At 71.6% G+C, this 15,261-nt stretch carries 17 protein-coding genes, 2 pseudogenes and 2 riboswitches; of the genes and pseudogenes, 12 read left to right on the top strand and 7 right to left on the bottom strand.

What is annotated here, in order from left to right; genetic code table 11:
* Positions 1–167 precede the first annotated feature (167 nt).
* From sthA to O7610_RS05860, 4 genes are all read left to right on the top strand, one after another.
* Complete coding sequence (gene sthA / locus O7610_RS05845) at positions 168–1,571, top strand: Si-specific NAD(P)(+) transhydrogenase (protein ID WP_289212768.1); 1,404 nt, start codon at positions 168–170, stop codon at positions 1,569–1,571.
* A gap of 211 nt (positions 1,572–1,782) precedes the next feature.
* Entirely contained in the window at positions 1,783–2,034 is a 252-nt protein-coding gene (locus O7610_RS05850) for a hypothetical protein (RefSeq protein WP_289212769.1), read from the top strand.
* Entirely contained in the window at positions 2,031–2,345 is a 315-nt protein-coding gene (locus O7610_RS05855) for a type II toxin-antitoxin system PemK/MazF family toxin (protein ID WP_278168906.1), read from the top strand. The genes O7610_RS05850 and O7610_RS05855 overlap by 4 nt, the downstream gene beginning before the upstream one ends.
* An 82-nt stretch (positions 2,346–2,427) precedes the next feature.
* Positions 2,428–2,919: a molybdopterin-dependent oxidoreductase gene (locus O7610_RS05860; RefSeq protein WP_289212770.1), complete on the top strand. Its 492-nt coding sequence runs from the start codon at positions 2,428–2,430 to the stop codon at positions 2,917–2,919.
* A 224-nt stretch (positions 2,920–3,143) separates the two neighbouring features.
* Here the strand turns inward: O7610_RS05860 and O7610_RS05865 are convergent, their stop codons facing one another.
* Positions 3,144–3,914, bottom strand: coding sequence for an aminotransferase class IV family protein (locus O7610_RS05865; RefSeq protein ID WP_281554716.1), 771 nt, complete (start codon positions 3,912–3,914; stop codon positions 3,144–3,146).
* A gap of 175 nt (positions 3,915–4,089) precedes the next feature.
* Positions 4,090–4,614, bottom strand: a complete 525-nt coding sequence (locus O7610_RS05870; protein WP_281554717.1) for a GNAT family N-acetyltransferase — start codon at positions 4,612–4,614, stop codon at positions 4,090–4,092.
* A gap of 153 nt (positions 4,615–4,767) precedes the next feature.
* On the opposite strand from O7610_RS05870, the pseudogene O7610_RS05875 reads away from it, so the two are divergent.
* The 3 genes and pseudogenes from O7610_RS05875 to O7610_RS05885 all read left to right on the top strand — a co-directional run.
* A pseudogene (locus tag O7610_RS05875) lies at positions 4,768–5,181 on the top strand (ASCH domain-containing protein); the annotation flags it as partial.
* 48 nt (positions 5,182–5,229) lie between these two features.
* Positions 5,230–5,913 (top strand): annotated as a pseudogene (locus tag O7610_RS05880) (maleylpyruvate isomerase N-terminal domain-containing protein); the annotation flags it as partial.
* Positions 5,914–6,096: 183 nt separating this feature from the next.
* Positions 6,097–6,693 carry a helix-hairpin-helix domain-containing protein gene (locus O7610_RS05885; RefSeq protein ID WP_289212771.1) on the top strand — a complete coding sequence of 199 codons (597 nt, stop codon included), beginning with the start codon at positions 6,097–6,099 and terminating at the stop codon, positions 6,691–6,693.
* Positions 6,694–7,018: 325 nt separating this feature from the next.
* On the opposite strand, the gene O7610_RS05890 is transcribed toward O7610_RS05885, so the two are convergent.
* Positions 7,019–7,339: a hypothetical protein gene (locus O7610_RS05890; protein WP_289212772.1), complete on the bottom strand. Its 321-nt coding sequence runs from the start codon at positions 7,337–7,339 to the stop codon at positions 7,019–7,021.
* Positions 7,340–7,479: 140 nt separating this feature from the next.
* Between O7610_RS05890 and O7610_RS05895 the strand changes: the two genes are divergently transcribed.
* The gene (locus O7610_RS05895; protein ID WP_289212773.1) at positions 7,480–8,103 is read left to right on the top strand and encodes a hypothetical protein; all 624 of its coding nucleotides are present in this window, start codon (positions 7,480–7,482) and stop codon (positions 8,101–8,103) included.
* A gap of 271 nt (positions 8,104–8,374) precedes the next feature.
* Here the strand turns inward: O7610_RS05895 and O7610_RS05900 are convergent, their stop codons facing one another.
* From O7610_RS05900 to O7610_RS05910, 3 genes are read right to left on the bottom strand one after another with little or no spacing between them, the layout of a single operon-like run.
* Positions 8,375–8,716 (bottom strand): hypothetical protein, encoded by a 342-nt coding sequence (locus O7610_RS05900; protein WP_289212774.1) that lies wholly within the window; start codon positions 8,714–8,716, stop codon positions 8,375–8,377.
* Positions 8,717–8,763: 47 nt separating this feature from the next.
* Positions 8,764–9,522, bottom strand: a complete 759-nt coding sequence (locus O7610_RS05905) for a CbtA family protein (protein WP_289212775.1) — start codon at positions 9,520–9,522, stop codon at positions 8,764–8,766.
* A gap of 17 nt (positions 9,523–9,539) precedes the next feature.
* Positions 9,540–9,740, bottom strand: coding sequence for a CbtB-domain containing protein (locus O7610_RS05910; protein ID WP_281554722.1), 201 nt, complete (start codon positions 9,738–9,740; stop codon positions 9,540–9,542).
* A 32-nt stretch (positions 9,741–9,772) separates the two neighbouring features.
* Positions 9,773–9,946: riboswitch (cobalamin riboswitch) on the bottom strand.
* Positions 9,947–10,057: 111 nt separating this feature from the next.
* Positions 10,058–10,185: riboswitch (cobalamin riboswitch) on the top strand.
* Between the two features lie 80 nt (positions 10,186–10,265).
* Here O7610_RS05910 and O7610_RS05915 point away from each other — a divergent pair.
* The 3 genes from O7610_RS05915 to O7610_RS05925 are packed head-to-tail and all read left to right on the top strand — an operon-like array spanning position 10,266 to position 14,274.
* On the top strand, positions 10,266–12,254 hold the full coding sequence (locus O7610_RS05915) for a VWA domain-containing protein (RefSeq protein WP_281554723.1): 1,989 nt from the start codon (positions 10,266–10,268) through the stop codon (positions 12,252–12,254).
* Entirely contained in the window at positions 12,254–12,856 is a 603-nt protein-coding gene (gene cobO, locus O7610_RS05920; protein ID WP_289212776.1) for a cob(I)yrinic acid a,c-diamide adenosyltransferase, read from the top strand. The genes O7610_RS05915 and cobO overlap by 1 nt, the downstream gene beginning before the upstream one ends.
* Entirely contained in the window at positions 12,850–14,274 is a 1,425-nt protein-coding gene (locus O7610_RS05925; RefSeq protein ID WP_281554725.1) for a cobyrinic acid a,c-diamide synthase CobB, read from the top strand. Before cobO ends, O7610_RS05925 begins: the two co-directional genes overlap by 7 nt.
* A 14-nt stretch (positions 14,275–14,288) precedes the next feature.
* Here O7610_RS05925 and O7610_RS05930 read toward each other — a convergent pair whose 3' ends face one another.
* Positions 14,289–14,849: a TetR/AcrR family transcriptional regulator gene (locus O7610_RS05930; protein WP_281554726.1), complete on the bottom strand. Its 561-nt coding sequence runs from the start codon at positions 14,847–14,849 to the stop codon at positions 14,289–14,291.
* A 116-nt stretch (positions 14,850–14,965) separates the two neighbouring features.
* Between O7610_RS05930 and O7610_RS05935 the strand changes: the two genes are divergently transcribed.
* Positions 14,966–15,184 (top strand): DUF2277 domain-containing protein, encoded by a 219-nt coding sequence (locus O7610_RS05935; RefSeq protein ID WP_281554727.1) that lies wholly within the window; start codon positions 14,966–14,968, stop codon positions 15,182–15,184.
* Positions 15,185–15,261: the final 77 nt, after the last annotated feature.

A 15,261-nucleotide genomic window follows, 5' to 3' on the forward strand; every position in this document is an offset into this window, starting at 1 on the left:
TTGATGCCCGTGCCATCATATATTCATATATGTCGCGTTCGCATGGCGCACATCGTCCCATGGTAGGCCTTTCGCTGCGGAAGGCAACCCGTCTATCTTCCCAGTTCGTCCGGATGGCCGGGGGTGGCCGTAAGCAGCTGGAAACCCGAGCCTGTCAGACTGGGCCGGTGTATGACGTCGACGTGCTCGTGATCGGATCCGGCCCCAGTGGACAGAAGGCGGCGATCGCCGCGGCGAAGCTCGACCGGAGCGTCATGGTCGTCGAGCGCGCGCACATGCTCGGCGGTGTATGCATCAACACCGGCACCATCCCGTCCAAGACCCTGCGCGAGGCCGTCCTCTACCTGACCGGCCTCAACCAGCGCGAGGTCTACGGTCAGAGCTACCGGGTCAAGGATCACATCACGGTCAGTGACCTGGCTGCCCGGACCCAGCACGTGATCGGGCGCGAGATCGACGTGACCCGCAGCCAATTGACCCGCAACCGGGTACGGATCATGACCGGCACGGCGCGGTTCGACGACGCGCACACGGTAGTGGTGACCGATGCCACCGGCCACGGCAACAAGGTCACCGCAGAGAAGATCGTGATCGCCGCCGGCACCCGCCCGGCCCGCCCGGCCAGCGTCGACTTCGACGAGCGGACCATCATCGACTCCGACGGCATCATCAACCTCGAACAGGTGCCGCAGTCGATGCTGGTGATCGGAGCCGGGGTGATCGGCATCGAGTACGCCTCGATGTTCGCCGCGCTCGGCACCGAGGTCACCGTGGTGGAGCGGCGGGACCGGATGCTCGAGTTCTGCGACCTGGAGATCGTCGAAGCGCTCAAGTATCACCTGCGCGACCTTGCGGTCACCTTCCGCTTCGGTGAGGAGGTGGCGTCGGTGCAGCGCCACCAGCGCGGCGCGGTCGCGGTGCTGGAGAGCGGCAAGCGGATCGCCGCCGACACCGTGATGTACTCCGCCGGGCGCCAGGGCGTAGCCGGTGACCTCGACCTGGATCGGGCCAGCCTGACCGCCGACGCCCGGGGCCGGATCCAGGTCAACGAGAACTTCCAGACCGCGGCCGGGCACATCTACGCGGTGGGGGACATCATCGGCTTTCCCGCCTTGGCCTCCACCTCGATGGAGCAGGGCCGGCTCGCTGCCCACCACGCCTGCGGTGAGCCAGCCCGTGGCATGCCGCAGCTACAGCCGATCGGGATCTACACCATCCCGGAAATCAGCTTCATCGGCAGCACCGAGGACGAGCTCACCGATAACCGGGTGCCCTTCGAGGTGGGCGTCGCCCGCTACCGGGAGCTCGCCCGCGGGCAGATCGTCGGCGACTCGTACGGGATGCTGAAACTGCTGGTTGCCCCGGACAGCCGGCAGCTGCTCGGCGTGCACATCTTCGGCACCGGGGCCACCGAGCTGGTGCACATCGGGCAGGCGGTGATGGGCTGCAACGGCACCGTCGACTACTTCGTCGACGCCGTGTTCAACTACCCGACCCTCGCCGAGGCGTACAAGGTCGCCGCGCTGGATGCGATGAACAAGATGCGGCATCTCGCCCAGCTGCACGACTGACAGTCGGCCGTCCGTCCGACGGACCACAGGGTCAGCCGGGCCCGCCGGTGCCGCCCGTGTGTCCTGGGCCACAGGAAGCGCTTGTCGATGCAGCTCGGGAGCCAGTTGCATGCGCCAATGGCCGGCTTGAACGTCACGATTGCGCGACATGCCGGCCGCCCCGGGCCGGGCCGGGGCGGCACACCGGCCGACCGGGTCGTACCATCGCGGCATGGCAGAGATGGTCACCCTGCGGCTGAGCCCGCAGACCCTGGCCAGGGCGCGGGCCGCTGCCGAACGGGACGGGATGACACTCTCCGACTGGATCGACCGTGCCGCCCGCCGGGAAGTCCGCCGCGACGCCGCCCGGGCACACGAGGAGTGGCTGGCCGCCAACCCGGAGGTCCGCGACGAACTGGACGGCTTCGACGAACTCGCCGACACGCTGGAGTCCGGCTGGTCCGACCTGTCTGACGCGGCGTGAACCGCGGCGAGATCTGGACCGTCGGCGAGCGCTCCGACCTGCGCTACCGGGTGGTGGTGCTGTCCGGCGACACGCACAACGAGCGACCCAGGGCAGCCCCGTACTGCGCGCCGATCGTCCGCCAGCGCGGTGCCACCAGCCTGCCGCCGTTCGTGGTGCCGCTGGCCGAGACCGATCCGCTGTCCGGCGTCGTCGTGGTCAACCGGATGCGCCGCATCTCCGGCAGATCCGGGGCGGAGCGGGTCGGCATGGTCACCGGCGCCAGCATGGCCCGCCTGGAAGAGGCGATGCGGGACCTGTTCGACCTCTGAGGGGTCGTGGCCCGGCACCTCGGACGGGTGCAATCCCCACCGATGCTGGCGGGAGCGCCCGGCCAGATGGTACGACGGTCCGATGGGTATCGTGTCGCCCGGCTTGCAGGGCCGTCCACGTTCTTCCGGCGCTGTCACCCTGCCGCCGGGTCAGTATCTGACCGATGACTTTCCGGTGCTGCTCGACCTGCCCAGTGAGGACATCACCGTCGACCTGCACTGCGTGACCAAGTGGTCCAAGCTCGGCACCCGCTGGCACGGCGTCTCCCTCGACACCCTGCTGGCCGACATCGACACCAGCGCCGACTACGCCCTTGCCCACTCGTATGGCGGTTACACCACAAACCTTCCGCTGGCCGACCTGCTCGACGGGCAGGCATGGATCGCCTACCGCTACGACGACGCCGACCTGAGCCCGGAGCACGGTGGCCCGGCCCGGCTGCTGGTGCCACACCTGAATCTGTTGACGTCGTCGGTGAGTTGCCGGCGGGTCAGGCCCAGGCGTTCGCGTGCTGCGGTGAGCGGATGGTTCTGCATGATACCCCCGAAGTGGCGCACGATCGATGTGTGGTAGCGCGAACTGCTTATGGTGGAAATCGAGTTTGGACAGTATCCCGCCTGGCGAATGCCGCCTTGAATCATCTGCGTCGAACAATTCCTGACCCGGCCGGGGACTTACGTCAACGAGGAAATGTCAAGAGGGGAGGCAGGGGATGGTTCCCGCAAAGGGAAGGATCCCTTCCGGTAGCGGGTGCGCGGAACTGCCGGGGCCAGGTGTATGTACCTACCTGCAGCGCATCAGAGCGGCTCGCCGGGGATGGCACTGTAGTCCTTGCGGATCTGCTCGACCAGCGGCGTCATGCCGGACCATCGGATGGCGTCGATCGCGGTGACAGCCCGGACTCCAACCGTGGCGTTGGTGGCGAACGCTGCGGTGTAGCGGTCCAGCTCCGCCACGTTGACGCGGCGCTCATGCCCTGGGCGCTCTTGACGGATCAACGCCATCGCGACTCCCGGCAACACCGGTGCCTGCGGCCACACGATGTCGTCCCCTTCGATCAGGCCGACGTTCCAGGTCGCCCCTTCGGAGATGAAACCCTCCCTGTCTACGAACAGCACGTCATCGAAGCCAGCGAGTTGGGCCTGTCGGCGATGGAACACCGTCGCGAACAGGCCGAGGTGCTTGACACCTGGTACGTCCCGCTCGTAGCAGCGAGTGGTGAGCACCAGCGGTTGTGGTGGGACCGACGACACCGCTCGCGCCGTGACGAGCACCTGCGGGCTTGATGCGCTGGCGGGATGCCCCAGGTCGAGATCTGGGTCGAACACCGTTACCCTGGCGACGGTCGACTCGGCGGAACCCACCACGTGACGGACATAGCTGCGCACCTTGTGCTGATCGAGTTCCGCGCCGAAGAGTGCACGGCAGTCCCTTGTCAGCCGATCGAGGTGAAGCGCGAGTCCGCGTACCCGGCCGGCGTCCACTCGCATCGACGTGAAGTGACCGTAGTTGGTAAGACCCAGGATCTTCAGATGATCCAGATCGACGGGCTGCCCGTTCAGAAGCATGATGTCAGTCTCCGGTCAGCGGGCTGGCAGGGTGGACGCGCGCAGCTCGGCCAGCTCGATCCCCGCCTCCAGCTGGGCTGTGGTGGGGTGGTCTGCAGTTTCGGGTGGGCCGCCCGCCACCCGCCGAATCTCGTTAAGTCCGGCATCGATTTCCCGCAGCGGTACGCCGGTTTCGCTATACCGACTCCTGTGGCACGATACCGATCGGCTTGACCATCTGCTGGGCGGTGACGGTGAATCCGGTCGACTCGTACAGCCGACGGGCCACCAGGTTGTCCCCGAAGACGTTCAACCCGAGCAGGGTGACTCCGCGTGTGGCCAGCACCGGCTCGACAGCGGCCAGGATGGCACGCCCGTACCCGTTGCCGCGCTGGGCGGCGTCCACCTCGATGTTGTAGATCCAGGCCGGCCGGTCCGATTCGGCGGAGTCCGGTAGCCCGATCCAGATCCAGCCGACCGGGCGCGCGTCGTCGACATCCGCCGGCCGCGCCACCAGGAACAGCATCCGCTCGGTGGCCAGCCCGTCGGGCAGTAACTCGGCGTGCTGGCGGCGGGACTCGGTCAGCGCCGTCGCGGTGGTGGCGCGCCCGGACCGCAGCAGGTTGTCGGCATAGCCCGCCACCAGCGCGGGAATGCGTACGTCGTACTCGGCCTGGGTCATCGGGTGCAGCGCCACGGCGCGCCGATCTGACGTCGTCACCGGCCCATCGTGGCCTACCTGGTCGTGGCCAGTCACGTCAATTGCGCGACGGTCGTTGGCGGGCAGCACACGATCGTGGACGGGACCAGGCGGCACCGCAGCCAGTACACTGCGGCTGTGGCGACCGAGGCGGACCGTGATGCCGGGCAGGACGTGCCGCACCGCGTCGACCATGAACCGAAGGCCGAGTTCGCTTTTCCCGGTCCGCTGCGCGACCGGCTGGTCGCGGCGATCCTCACCGGCGAAAAGACGGCCACGTCCGGGCTGCTGCGCGAGTACGAGCTCGACAACGAGCCGCTGCCGGTCGTGGGGGCCCGGTCGGTTCTGGTGGATTCGGCGGACCGGCCCTGCGCGGTACTGGAAACTACCGGGGTACGGGTGGTTTCACTGGCGGAGGTGGACCTCGCCCACGCCGTCGACGAAGGCGAAGGGTTCGTTGACGTCGCCGGGTGGCGCCGCGCCCACGTCGACTTCTGGCACTCGACGCCGATGCGGGCTGCTCTCGGTGACGAGACGTTCACTGTCGACGACCGGACGATGTTGGTGGCCGAACGGTTCCGTGTCGTGCAGCGGATCTGGCGGTCCGACGAGGTGGCCATCGCCTACGCTGCGGAGAGCCGGGCCGCGGTCGACGCGCTACGGGCCGTACCGGGTGCGGACTTCGACCGCCCGACCAGATGCGCCCCGTGGACGGTCAAGGAACTGCTTGCACACACCGTGATCGCGCTGTCCCGTACCGTCGAGATGCTCGACGACGGCGCACCCGCCGCCGGTCCGGACGGTCCGGTGGACGCGGTCGGCTACTACGCGCCCGACGCCCGGTTCCGTCCCGACGCGGACGGCGGGCGGATCGCCGACGCTCAGCGGTGGGCGGCGGCCCGGACGGTCACCGCCGCTGTCGACGAACTGGCGGCGCGGGCAGCGACCGCCGCCGCCCGGGTCACCGCGCAGCCGCCGGACCGAATGGTCGTCACCCGGCACGGTGACCTGATGACGTTGACCGACTTCCAGGCCACCCGGGTCGTCGAGCTCGCCGTCCACGGTGTTGACCTGGCCGACGGCCTCAACATGGCGTCGTGGCTGACTGCGCCGGCGGCGGACCTGGTGGTGGCGCTGTCGGCGGGCACCACACTGGCACCGCTGCGGGCGGCGCGTGGATGGGACCGGCCGACGTTGGTACGCGCGGTCACCGGGCGGGTCGAGTCAGGTGACGTGGACCCGGCTGAACTGCACCCGCGGGGAGTGCGCTCCCCGTTCTTCGGTGGCACGCACCGTCCCACTGTGGTTGGCGAAGAGTAGCGGGACCGACCTGCCCTCGAAGCGCCTTGCGACTGCCCGTAGGTTGACAGCGACAAGGCCACAACGAGACCCTTTCGCGATTCTGACTTTTGGTGCTGGAGGTTTGCCGTGGACTGGTCCCTCGGAAACATACTGATTCTGCTGGTCGTGGTGTTGCTCGGTGCAGTCGCGGGGTGGCTCGTGATGAGCCGCCGGTCCGCCGCCGGCAAGGACGCCCCGGTGAAGCCTGAGGCGGCTGCCGCCGTCGAGCCGCCGACCACCACCTCGGAGGAGCCGTCGCCGGCCGACCCGGCCCGTCCGGAACCCGCATCGCCGGCCGACCCGGTCAAGACCGAGCCCGCCACCGAGACTCCCGTCGAGCCCGCTGCGGATGACACGGCCGAGCCGGTCAGTGTTGAGCCGGTCAGTGTCGAGCCGGCCAGTGTCGAGCCGGCCACTACCGCCGATGCGGCCAGCCCTGAGCAGGTGCCGGCCGTCGACCCGCCCGCCGTCGACCCGCCCGCCGTCGACCCGCCCGCCGCCGTCGAGCCGTCTACCGCTGAGTCGCCCGCCGCCCCCGAGGCTGGGCCGGCGGACGACTTCCGGCGCATCGAGGGCATCGGGCCGAAGATGGCCGCCGCCCTGCAGTCCGCCGGGATCCGCACGTACGAGCAGTTGGGTGCGACCGACGAGGCGGCGCTGCGCGCGGCGGTCCGCGCCGCCGGGGTACGGGCCACTGCCAGCCTGCCGACCTGGCCGGCCAAGGCCCGGGAGTTGGCGGCGGCGCGCTCCACAAGCTGACCGGAAAGTCAAGCGGCCACAGTGGATCGATCGTCGGCTGACCTAGGTCCCGGCGATCGGGCACGTACGGCGGCAGCGACCGATCACCGTACCGGGTGACGATGAGGTCGCGCACCGGCGGCGGGGTGCCGCCGGTGCCGACCGAACGAGGTGATCGGCATGGCCGCAGTGCGCACCGGCCAACCTGCGGATGCCGATGCTCAACGACATGCAGCAGATCATGCGCACCGCGTACTACGGCACCGCCGGTCGCTGATCGTCCCCGGTCCGGCTGTGGCACGCTGCCGCAGCCGGACCTGTCCCGCCTGCCCGACGGCCCCGGCGGTCACTGTTCCTCGGGGAACGCCACACAGTTGGCGCAGCCCGGACTCGGCACGGGCAGTTCCGTCTGATCATCGAAGGTGATCATTTTGACGACCAGCGGGTGGTCGACCGGGATCGGTCGGGCGGCCACCGTGCCGTCCGGCTCACCGACGAGTTCGACGCAGGCCAGGCGGACCTGCTCCGAGCGCATCAGACAGACGCCCCGGTTCGCCGGTGGCACCCCGCCCGGAAACACGATCCGCACCGGTGAGGCGTCGGTCGGGTGGTACGGCACCAACTGGGAGCGGAAGACGAAGGCCGGCCTGTCATCGGGGCGGAACACCGCGACCCCGAACCGGTAGTTGTCCGTGTAGGTGGTGCAGAGCGCCGCCTCGCCCGGGCAGCACCGTACCGAGGTCGGGGTCCGCCACGAGGCCGCTCAACTGGCCGGTGGCGCAGCCAGCCGGAGTCCACCAGTCCGTGATGGTCGGATCGCTGGTGGGGATCGGCGAAGCCGCCCATGACGGCGTCGGCGTACCTGCGGCCACCGGCGTGGCGGACACGCCGCTTGCCGACAGTCACGCCAGGGTAGCTGCCACGAGGATCATAGCGGCTGTGGTCGTCGATGGTGGGCGGCCGCTGCAGAACCCGGACCCGGATACCCCTGTCCAGCTGGCTGCGGTCCAGCGGAATCGCCTCCGCCGAGGCCGCCGCGCTGATCACTTCGGTGTTGATGGTCAGATGTTCGTGCCGTTCGGCGGCGACCAGCCGCCGCACCCGGTCGCGGGCGGCGGCCCGGCTGCCCAGGCTGCGTACCGCCGGATCGTCCGGGCCGGGCAGGTCGATGCCGTGCACGGTACGGAAATGCTGGCGCCAGACGTCCTGTCGCCGTACCGGCTGCGCTGGCCGGCGAAGCCGCGCGATGACCGGACCGGCTGGCAACGGCCGCCAGCCGGCGGCGGTCGGCACGGCCGCCGTCAGGCCGTTCAGTTCGTCGAGTGCGACCTTGACGCGTTTGCGGGTCAGCCCCAGCTCGTGGGCGAACTGACCGCTGCTGCGGGCACCGAGCATGGTCAGCGCCCGGTAGACCAGATCGGCATCGGGTGAGGCGCCCCACCGGGTCAGTGGTGCAACCGCAGTCGGGCCGTGCGTCCTGATGCTCCCCGTTCCCCGTGTCACAGCCGTCAGCTCAGCACAGTAACAACGCCGTAGGGGAGAAGCCACGGCACCGGACGGTTGCACGATTGTGCAATCGGTTCGCGCCGTACCTTGTCGAACGTGCGCCAATGGGTGACCGTGATCCGGGCAGGCGCGCGTTCGGGGGCGTCGCTTGTCGGCCGCCGGAACGCGGTGGCCGGCAAGCGACGGCACTACGCGGTCAGGACGTCGGGGCGGACTTTCCCCAGCGGGGGGCGGCGAAGCGCAGCCCGGCGAGCCGGTCCGGCGGTGCGGCCAGGCCCGGCCCGCCGGTGGCGATCCAGTCGACGACGCTCGACAGTGCCGTCTCGTCGTGCACCCCGCCGAGCCACACCGGGCGGGCACCCAGTCGGCGGGCCAACACCGCTGGCTGCACCACCACCACATTGGACCGGTCACAGGCGTTGAGGCAGTCGGACACCCGTACCGGCGCGGCCGCGCGCAGTAGGTCGAGCTGCCGGTCGTGGTCGACGTCCGGGTGTTTGCGGCGGGTGCCGCAGCAGCAGCCCCGGCAGACGGTCACCCGGGCGGGGTGCCCGGGTGCCGGTCCCGCCGGGCCAAGCTCCGCCGTCACGCGACGTTGGCGAGCGTGGGCCGCCGGTCACCGGTCCGGGCCGGGGTGAGCAGCAGTCCGAACACCACCCCGAAAACCGTCCACATCGTGGCGAGCTGCGCCAGCGAGGCGAGCCGGAACTCCCACAGCAGCGCCGCCGGGATATCGGCGGGCACGTCGACCCCGGTTGCCGGCGAGAACGCCAGCAGCAGGGCGTACCCGACGACGGCCAGCGCCGCCGCGACCACCGTCCGGTAGGGAGCCGGCCGCGCCCAGCCGGTCAGCCGCCGGTGGGTCAGCAGCGCCAGCCAGGTGACGGCGGCCGCGGCGATGATGAACGACAGATACTGCCCGGTGCGCTGGTTGACGGTGTCCGGGTCGCCGACGCCCGGCGGGTTGGCCGGGAAGTGGATCGCCGGTAGCAGCGCCACCACGACGAAGCCGAGCCCGGCGAGCAGCCCCACGCGGCGGAAGTCGTCGCGGCCGGGCAGCAGGTGCCGGGTCGCCGCGAAGACCACGGCGACGATCAACGCCAGGCACAGCGCCACCGCGACGGTGGCGACCAGCCCGCCGAGGACCTGCATGGCCCGACCGACCAACTCCTCGTCGTGGCTGTGTCCGGCCGTCCCGGTCGCAGCGCGGGCCTCCTCGACGACCAGCGCCGACTCGATCTGCGGTTCGACGATCAGCAGGGCCGCCACCGCACCTGCCGCGCCGGCGGCCGTACCGGCGAGCAGTCCGCGGCCCAGCACCGCGCGGAACGGGTAGGTAGTCATCGGAGCTTGGCCGCCGCTCAGTGGCACGGTACGCCGAGGGCGTGCCGGCCGTCGTGGGTGAACTCGTGCATGAACTCGGCGGCACCGGCCAGCACCAGCCCGTTGTCCTGCGCGACCAGGTAGATGACGACCGCCGCGACGGCGGCCAGCAACCAACCGGCGAGCGGTACGCGGATGGCGGTGGTGGTGACCTCTCCGCCGACAGAAGGTGCAGTCATGCCAGGAAATCCCCTCGTCCATGCCTCGTGGCGATGCGGTGCGTGCCACGGCCGGTCTCCTGGCTCCCGGATCGTCGCAGCCGTCCCGCCTTCCCGGACCGTCGTCGGCCCAGTGGCATGGTGGATCGGACACTTCCCGGTCACAGTGGCGAGGACCACGCCGGACTCACACCGGCTTCCCGAACACCGTGGCATGCGCAGCGTACCGCCGTCGTGACCGGCCGGGCAATGGCTGTGGCCGTGGCCGGCAACGGGACCGGCGCCACATTGACGGTGGACCGCGGGTGGGGGAGCATGACCGGCACGAGCGGTGCGCGGAGGAACCCGGTGCGAATCCGGGGCGGTCCCGCCACTGTGACCGGTGAGTCGCGTCCCCCTGAGACAGCCACTGCCCCGATGGCGGGAAGGCTCGGGACGCGACGTCGATCCGGCAGCCAGGAGACTCCGGCCGCTCGCTGGTCCACCGGTACGCGGGCGTGGACACCCGCGGGAGGGATTCACCATGCACACCTGTCGGCCCCTGCCATGACGCCGTACCCGTTCACCGCCGTCGTCGGCCTGCCCGACCTGCGGCAGGCCCTGCTGCTCGCCGCGGTGCACCCCGGCATCGGCGGAGTGCTCATCCGGGGTGAGAAGGGCACCGCAAAGTCGACGGTCGTCCGCGCGCTGGCCGGGCTGCTACCGGAGGTCGACCGGGTGCTCGGCTGCCGGTTCGCCTGCGACCCGGCGGCCCCGGACCCGGCCTGCCCGGACGGGCCGCACACCGCGCCGGTGACCGCGCGTGGCGGCCCGGCCGCACTGGTCGAGTTGCCGGTCGGCGCCACTGAGGACCGGGTGGTCGGCACCCTCGACATCCAGCGGGTGCTCAGCGCCGGCGTGAAGGCGTACGAGCCGGGGCTGCTCGCCGCCGCGCACCGGGGCCTGCTCTACGTCGACGAGGTCAACCTGTTGCCGGACCATCTGGTGGACCTGCTGCTGGACGCGGCGGCGATGGGCCGGGCCCACGTCGAACGCGACGGGGTGTCGGTCAGCCACGCCGCCCGGTTCCTGCTGGTCGGCACGATGAACCCGGAGGAGGGCGAGCCGCGTCCACAGTTGCTGGACCGCTTCGGGCTGATGGTGTCGGTGGCCGCACCGACCCTGGTGGCGGACCGGGCCGAGGTGGTGCGCCGTCGGCTCGCGTACGAGACCGACCCGGTGGCGTTCGCGGACCGCTGGCAGTCCGCCGACAACCAGCTCGCACTGCGGGTACGCGATGCGCGGGCGGCCCTGCCTGCGGTCACGCTGCCCGATGCCGAGATCGACCGGATCGCCCGGATCTGCCTGGCGTACCAGGTGGACGGTATGCGGGCCGACATCGTGATGGCCCGCGCCGCCGTCGCGCTGGCCGCCTGGCGGGGCCAACCGGCGGTCACCGCCGCCGAGGTCGCCGAGGCAGCCCGGCTGGCGCTGCCGCACCGGCGGCGCCGTGACCCGCTCGACCCGCCCGGCGCCGACGAGCAGCGCCTCGACGAGGTGCTGCGTGACGAGTGCGGCGACGATCCCGATCCTCCTCCGCCGCCGGGTCCGCCACTACCGGACGGTGGGCCGCCACCCGGCCCGCCCGACTCGGACGGTGGGCCGCCACCCGGCGCGCCCGACTCGGACGCCGGCCGGCATCCTGAGCCAGCTACGGCAGACGCCGACGGTCCGGCGGTCGGTGCCGAGCAGCCGGACGGCGTACCGCCGGGCGGTCCGGCTCCGGCGGCGGCCGGGCCCGCGTACCGGCCCCGGACACTGCGGCTCCCCGGGCTCGGTGCGGGCGCGACGCCCGGCCGACGTTCGGCGGCCCACGCCGACCGGGGCCGGGTAGTCGGCGCCGGGTCGCCGACCGGACGGCCGTCGACGGTGCATCTACCGGCAACGGTGCGCGCCGCCGCGTCCCGGGGTGCCCGCCGGATCACCCCCGCCGACCTGCGCCAGGCCCGCTACGTCGGCCAGGAGGCGAACCTGATCCTGTTCGTGGTCGACGCCTCTGGGTCGATGGCGGCCCGGCAGCGAATGACGGTGGTCAAGACCGCCGTGCTGTCGCTGCTGCGCGACGCCTACCACCGGCGGGACCGGATCGGGATGATCACCTTTCGGGGTGCCGCCGCCGACGTGGTGCTGCCGCCGACCAGCAGCCACGAGGTGGCCGTCGCCAAGCTGGCGCAGCTGCGCACCGGTGGCCGTACCCCGATCGCCGCCGGGCTGCGCGTCGCCGCGGCCACCGTCGCCGCCGAGCACCGCCGGGACCCGCGCCGTCGGCCGCTGGTCCTGCTGGTCACCGACGGGCGGGCGACCGCCGGACCGGACCCGACGACGCTGGCACCGGTGCTCGCCGGTACGCCGATGGTGGTGCTCGACTGCGAGGCCGGCCCGGTGCGGCTCGGTCTGGCCCGCCGGCTCGCGGCCGGCTTCACCGCGCAGTGGCTGCCGCTGGCCGCGTTGGCGGCGTCGGGTCCGGATGTCCACGACCGGCTGAGGGCGGCCTGATGCCACAGGGAAGACCGGAACACGTTCCCGACGATGGGCTGACCACCCGGGCCCGGCGTCGCCAGCCGGTGCTCGCGGTGCACACCGGCCCCGGTAAGGGCAAGTCGACGGCGGCGTTCGGGATGGCGCTGCGGGCCTGGTCGACCGGCTGGCCGGTGGTCGTCTACCAGTTCGTCAAGTCTCCGAAGTGGAAGGTGGGTGAGGAGGCGGCCCTACGTACCCTCGGTGAGTCGGGCCGAGGGGCGCCGGTGACCTGGCACAAGATGGGGGAGGGCTGGTCCTGGATCCAGCGCCCCGGCACCGAACGCGACCACGCCGCCGAGGCCGCCGAAGGTTGGGCGCAGATCCGTCGGGACCTGGCCGCCGAGGCGTACCGGTTCTACGTGCTGGACGAGTTCACCTACCCGATCAAGTGGGGCTGGATCGACGTCGCCGAGGTGGTGTCGGTGCTACGCGACCGGCCGGGCAGCCAGCATGTGGTGATCACCGGCCGCGACGCCGCGCCGGAGCTGATCGACCTCGCCGACCTGGTGACCGAGATGACCAAGGTCAAGCATCCGATGGATGCCGGACGCAAGGGTCAGCAGGGCATCGAGTGGTAGCCGTACCCCGGGTGGTGATCGCCGCACCCGGCTCCGGCCACGGCAAGACCACGGTGGCCACCGGCCTGCTCGCCGCCTTCGCCGAACGTGGGGTCCGGGTCGCCGGGTTCAAGGTCGGCCCGGACTACATCGATCCCGGCTACCACGCGCTCGCCGCCGGTCGGCCGGGCCGCAACCTGGACCCGGTGCTGGTCGGCGAGGACCTGGTCGCGCCGCTGTTCGCGCACGGTGTCGCCGGCGTCGATCTGGCCGTGATCGAGGGCGTGATGGGTCTCTACGACGGCCGGGTGGGTGCCGGTGACGTCGGTTCCACCGCGCACGTCGCGGCGCTGCTGGCCGCGCCCGTGCTGCTGGTCGTCGACGCGGCCGGGCAGAGCCGGTCGGTGGCTGCCCTGGTGCACGGCTTCCGGTCGTTCGGTCAGGTCCACATCGCCGGGGTGATTCTCAACCGGGTCGGCTCCGACCGGCACGCACAGGTGCTGCGGGACGCCTGCGCGGAGGTCGGCACCCCGGTGCTCGGGGTGCTACGTCGACAGCCGTCGGTCGACACCCCCTCGCGGCACCTGGGTCTGGTGCCGGCGGTCGAACGCACCGCCGAGGCCCGCGCCTCGGTCGAGGCGTTGGCGGCGCTGGTCGCCGCGTCGGTCGACCTGGACGCCGTGGCGGCGGTGGCGCGCACGGCGGCCGTGATGACGGTCGAACGGTGGTCTCCGGCGGCTGCCGTCCACGATGCCCCCGACCTCGGTGCCGGGGTGGGCGCCGGCGGGCAGCCAGGACCGGCCGACGGCCGACCGGTCGTCGCGGTCGCCGCCGGCCCGGCGTTCAGCTTCGGCTACCCGGAGACCGTGGAGCTGTTGACGGCGGCCGGGGCCGAGGTGCGTACCGTCGATCCGGTCCGTGACGAGCAGCTGCCGGTCGGCACGGCGGCGCTCGTCGTCGGCGGCGGCTTCCCCGAGGTGTACGCCGGTGAGCTGAGCGCCAACGTCGGGTTGCGCTCGCAGGTGGCGGCGGTCGCCGCCACCGGAGCGCCGGTCGTCGCCGAGTGTGCCGGCCTGCTGTGGCTGTGCCGCACCCTCGACGGGGCCCCGATGTGCGGGGTGCTGCCGGCGGACGCCCGGATGACGTCCCGGTTGACCCTCGGCTACCGCGACGCGGTGGCGCTGAACGACAGCGTGGCGCTGCCGACCGGCAGCCGGTTGACCGGGCACGAGTTCCACCGCACGGAGGTGTCGCCGCGCGCTGGCGCGGCACCGGCCTGGGGGTGGCGGGGGGCCGCGCCGGAGGGTTTCGTCGCCGCCGGGGTGCACGCGTCGTACCTGCATCTGCACTGGGCGGCACGGCCGCGGATCGCGGCCCGGCTGGTCGCCGCCGCGCGCCGGCGGTTACCCGGCCCGCGTCACCCCCCGGTCGGGCCCTGACGGTCGGGCCCTGATCAGTCGCGCGGCATGCTGGTGACGACCATCGCGATGAGCCGGTCGTACGTCTGCTCCAGGTCCTCGGGCAGGCCGAAGCCGCCGGCGACCTCCAACGCGACGAAGCCGTGTACGGTCGCCCGTAGACAGCGGGTGGCGTGGACGGCTGCGGCCGGGTCCAGCCCGTAGCCGCGCAGTACAGCCAGGAACACCTCCAGCAGCCGGGTGCCGGCGGCGGCCGTGGCCGGCTCGCGCAGCGGGTCGGCGGGCATCGCCGCCCAACGGGCCGGATACCGACGTACGTAGCCGCGGCTGGCGCGCATCAGCGCGGCGACGGCGGCGTCGCGGCTCAGCCCGAGGGTGTGCCGGGTGAGTTCGTCGGCGACCTCGTCGAGCACCCGTACGGCGACGAGGGTGCGCAGTTCGGTGAGTCCGCCGCCGACGTGCTTGTAGAGCGACGGGGCGGCGACGCCGACCCGGCCGGCTAGTGCGCTGAGCGTCAGCGCGTCGAGGCCGTGCTCGTCGATGAGGGCGATCGCGGCGTCCACCAGGGCGTCCGGGGTGAGTCCGACCCTAGGCACACCGGCCGCCGAGACAAGGCGGTATGCTAACTTGCATAGCCATAAGGCTATTTATGCTAGCTAGTGATGTCAACTCGGGTTCCCGTGACGACGCCGGGTCAGGCACGATGGAGCCCATGTGCCGAAGCATCAAGACACTGCGTGAGCCGTACACCCCGGACGTGACCGACGCCGACATCGAGGCCGCCGCCCTACAGTACGTACGGAAGATCTCCGGGTTCCGGCAGCCGGCCGCACACAACGCCGAAGCGTTCGACGCGGCCGTCGCCGCCGTCGCCGCCGCCAGCCGTGACCTGCTGGACCGCCTGGTGGTGCGGACCCCGGCCGCCCGGTAGGTCGCCGTCCGCTGGGCATCACCGTTGCCTCTGTGAGGATTCTTAAGCAAAACTTCAGCCCTGCGGTAGATCCACTC

This window comes from Solwaraspora sp. WMMA2065 (genome assembly GCF_030345075.1).
Classification (GTDB): domain Bacteria; phylum Actinomycetota; class Actinomycetes; order Mycobacteriales; family Micromonosporaceae; genus Micromonospora_E.

What these genes read in the sequence shown, in the direction of transcription:
- O7610_RS05850 (WP_289212769.1), top strand. Translation starts at nt 1,783, where the DNA reads ATGGCAGAGATGGTCACCCTGCGGCTGAGCCCGCAGACCCTGGCCAGG.
- O7610_RS05860 (WP_289212770.1), top strand. Translation starts at nt 2,428, where the DNA reads ATGGGTATCGTGTCGCCCGGCTTGCAGGGCCGTCCACGTTCTTCCGGC.
- O7610_RS05865 (WP_281554716.1), bottom strand. Translation starts at nt 3,914, where the DNA reads ATGCTTCTGAACGGGCAGCCCGTCGATCTGGATCATCTGAAGATCCTG.
- O7610_RS05885 (WP_289212771.1), top strand. Translation starts at nt 6,097, where the DNA reads ATGAGCCGCCGGTCCGCCGCCGGCAAGGACGCCCCGGTGAAGCCTGAG.
- O7610_RS05895 (WP_289212773.1), top strand. Translation starts at nt 7,480, where the DNA reads ATGGTCGGATCGCTGGTGGGGATCGGCGAAGCCGCCCATGACGGCGTC.
- O7610_RS05905 (WP_289212775.1), bottom strand. Translation starts at nt 9,522, where the DNA reads ATGACTACCTACCCGTTCCGCGCGGTGCTGGGCCGCGGACTGCTCGCC.
- O7610_RS05910 (WP_281554722.1), bottom strand. Translation starts at nt 9,740, where the DNA reads ATGACTGCACCTTCTGTCGGCGGAGAGGTCACCACCACCGCCATCCGC.
- O7610_RS05915 (WP_281554723.1), top strand. Translation starts at nt 10,266, where the DNA reads ATGACGCCGTACCCGTTCACCGCCGTCGTCGGCCTGCCCGACCTGCGG.
- cobO (WP_289212776.1), top strand. Translation starts at nt 12,254, where the DNA reads ATGCCACAGGGAAGACCGGAACACGTTCCCGACGATGGGCTGACCACC.
- O7610_RS05935 (WP_281554727.1), top strand. Translation starts at nt 14,966, where the DNA reads ATGTGCCGAAGCATCAAGACACTGCGTGAGCCGTACACCCCGGACGTG.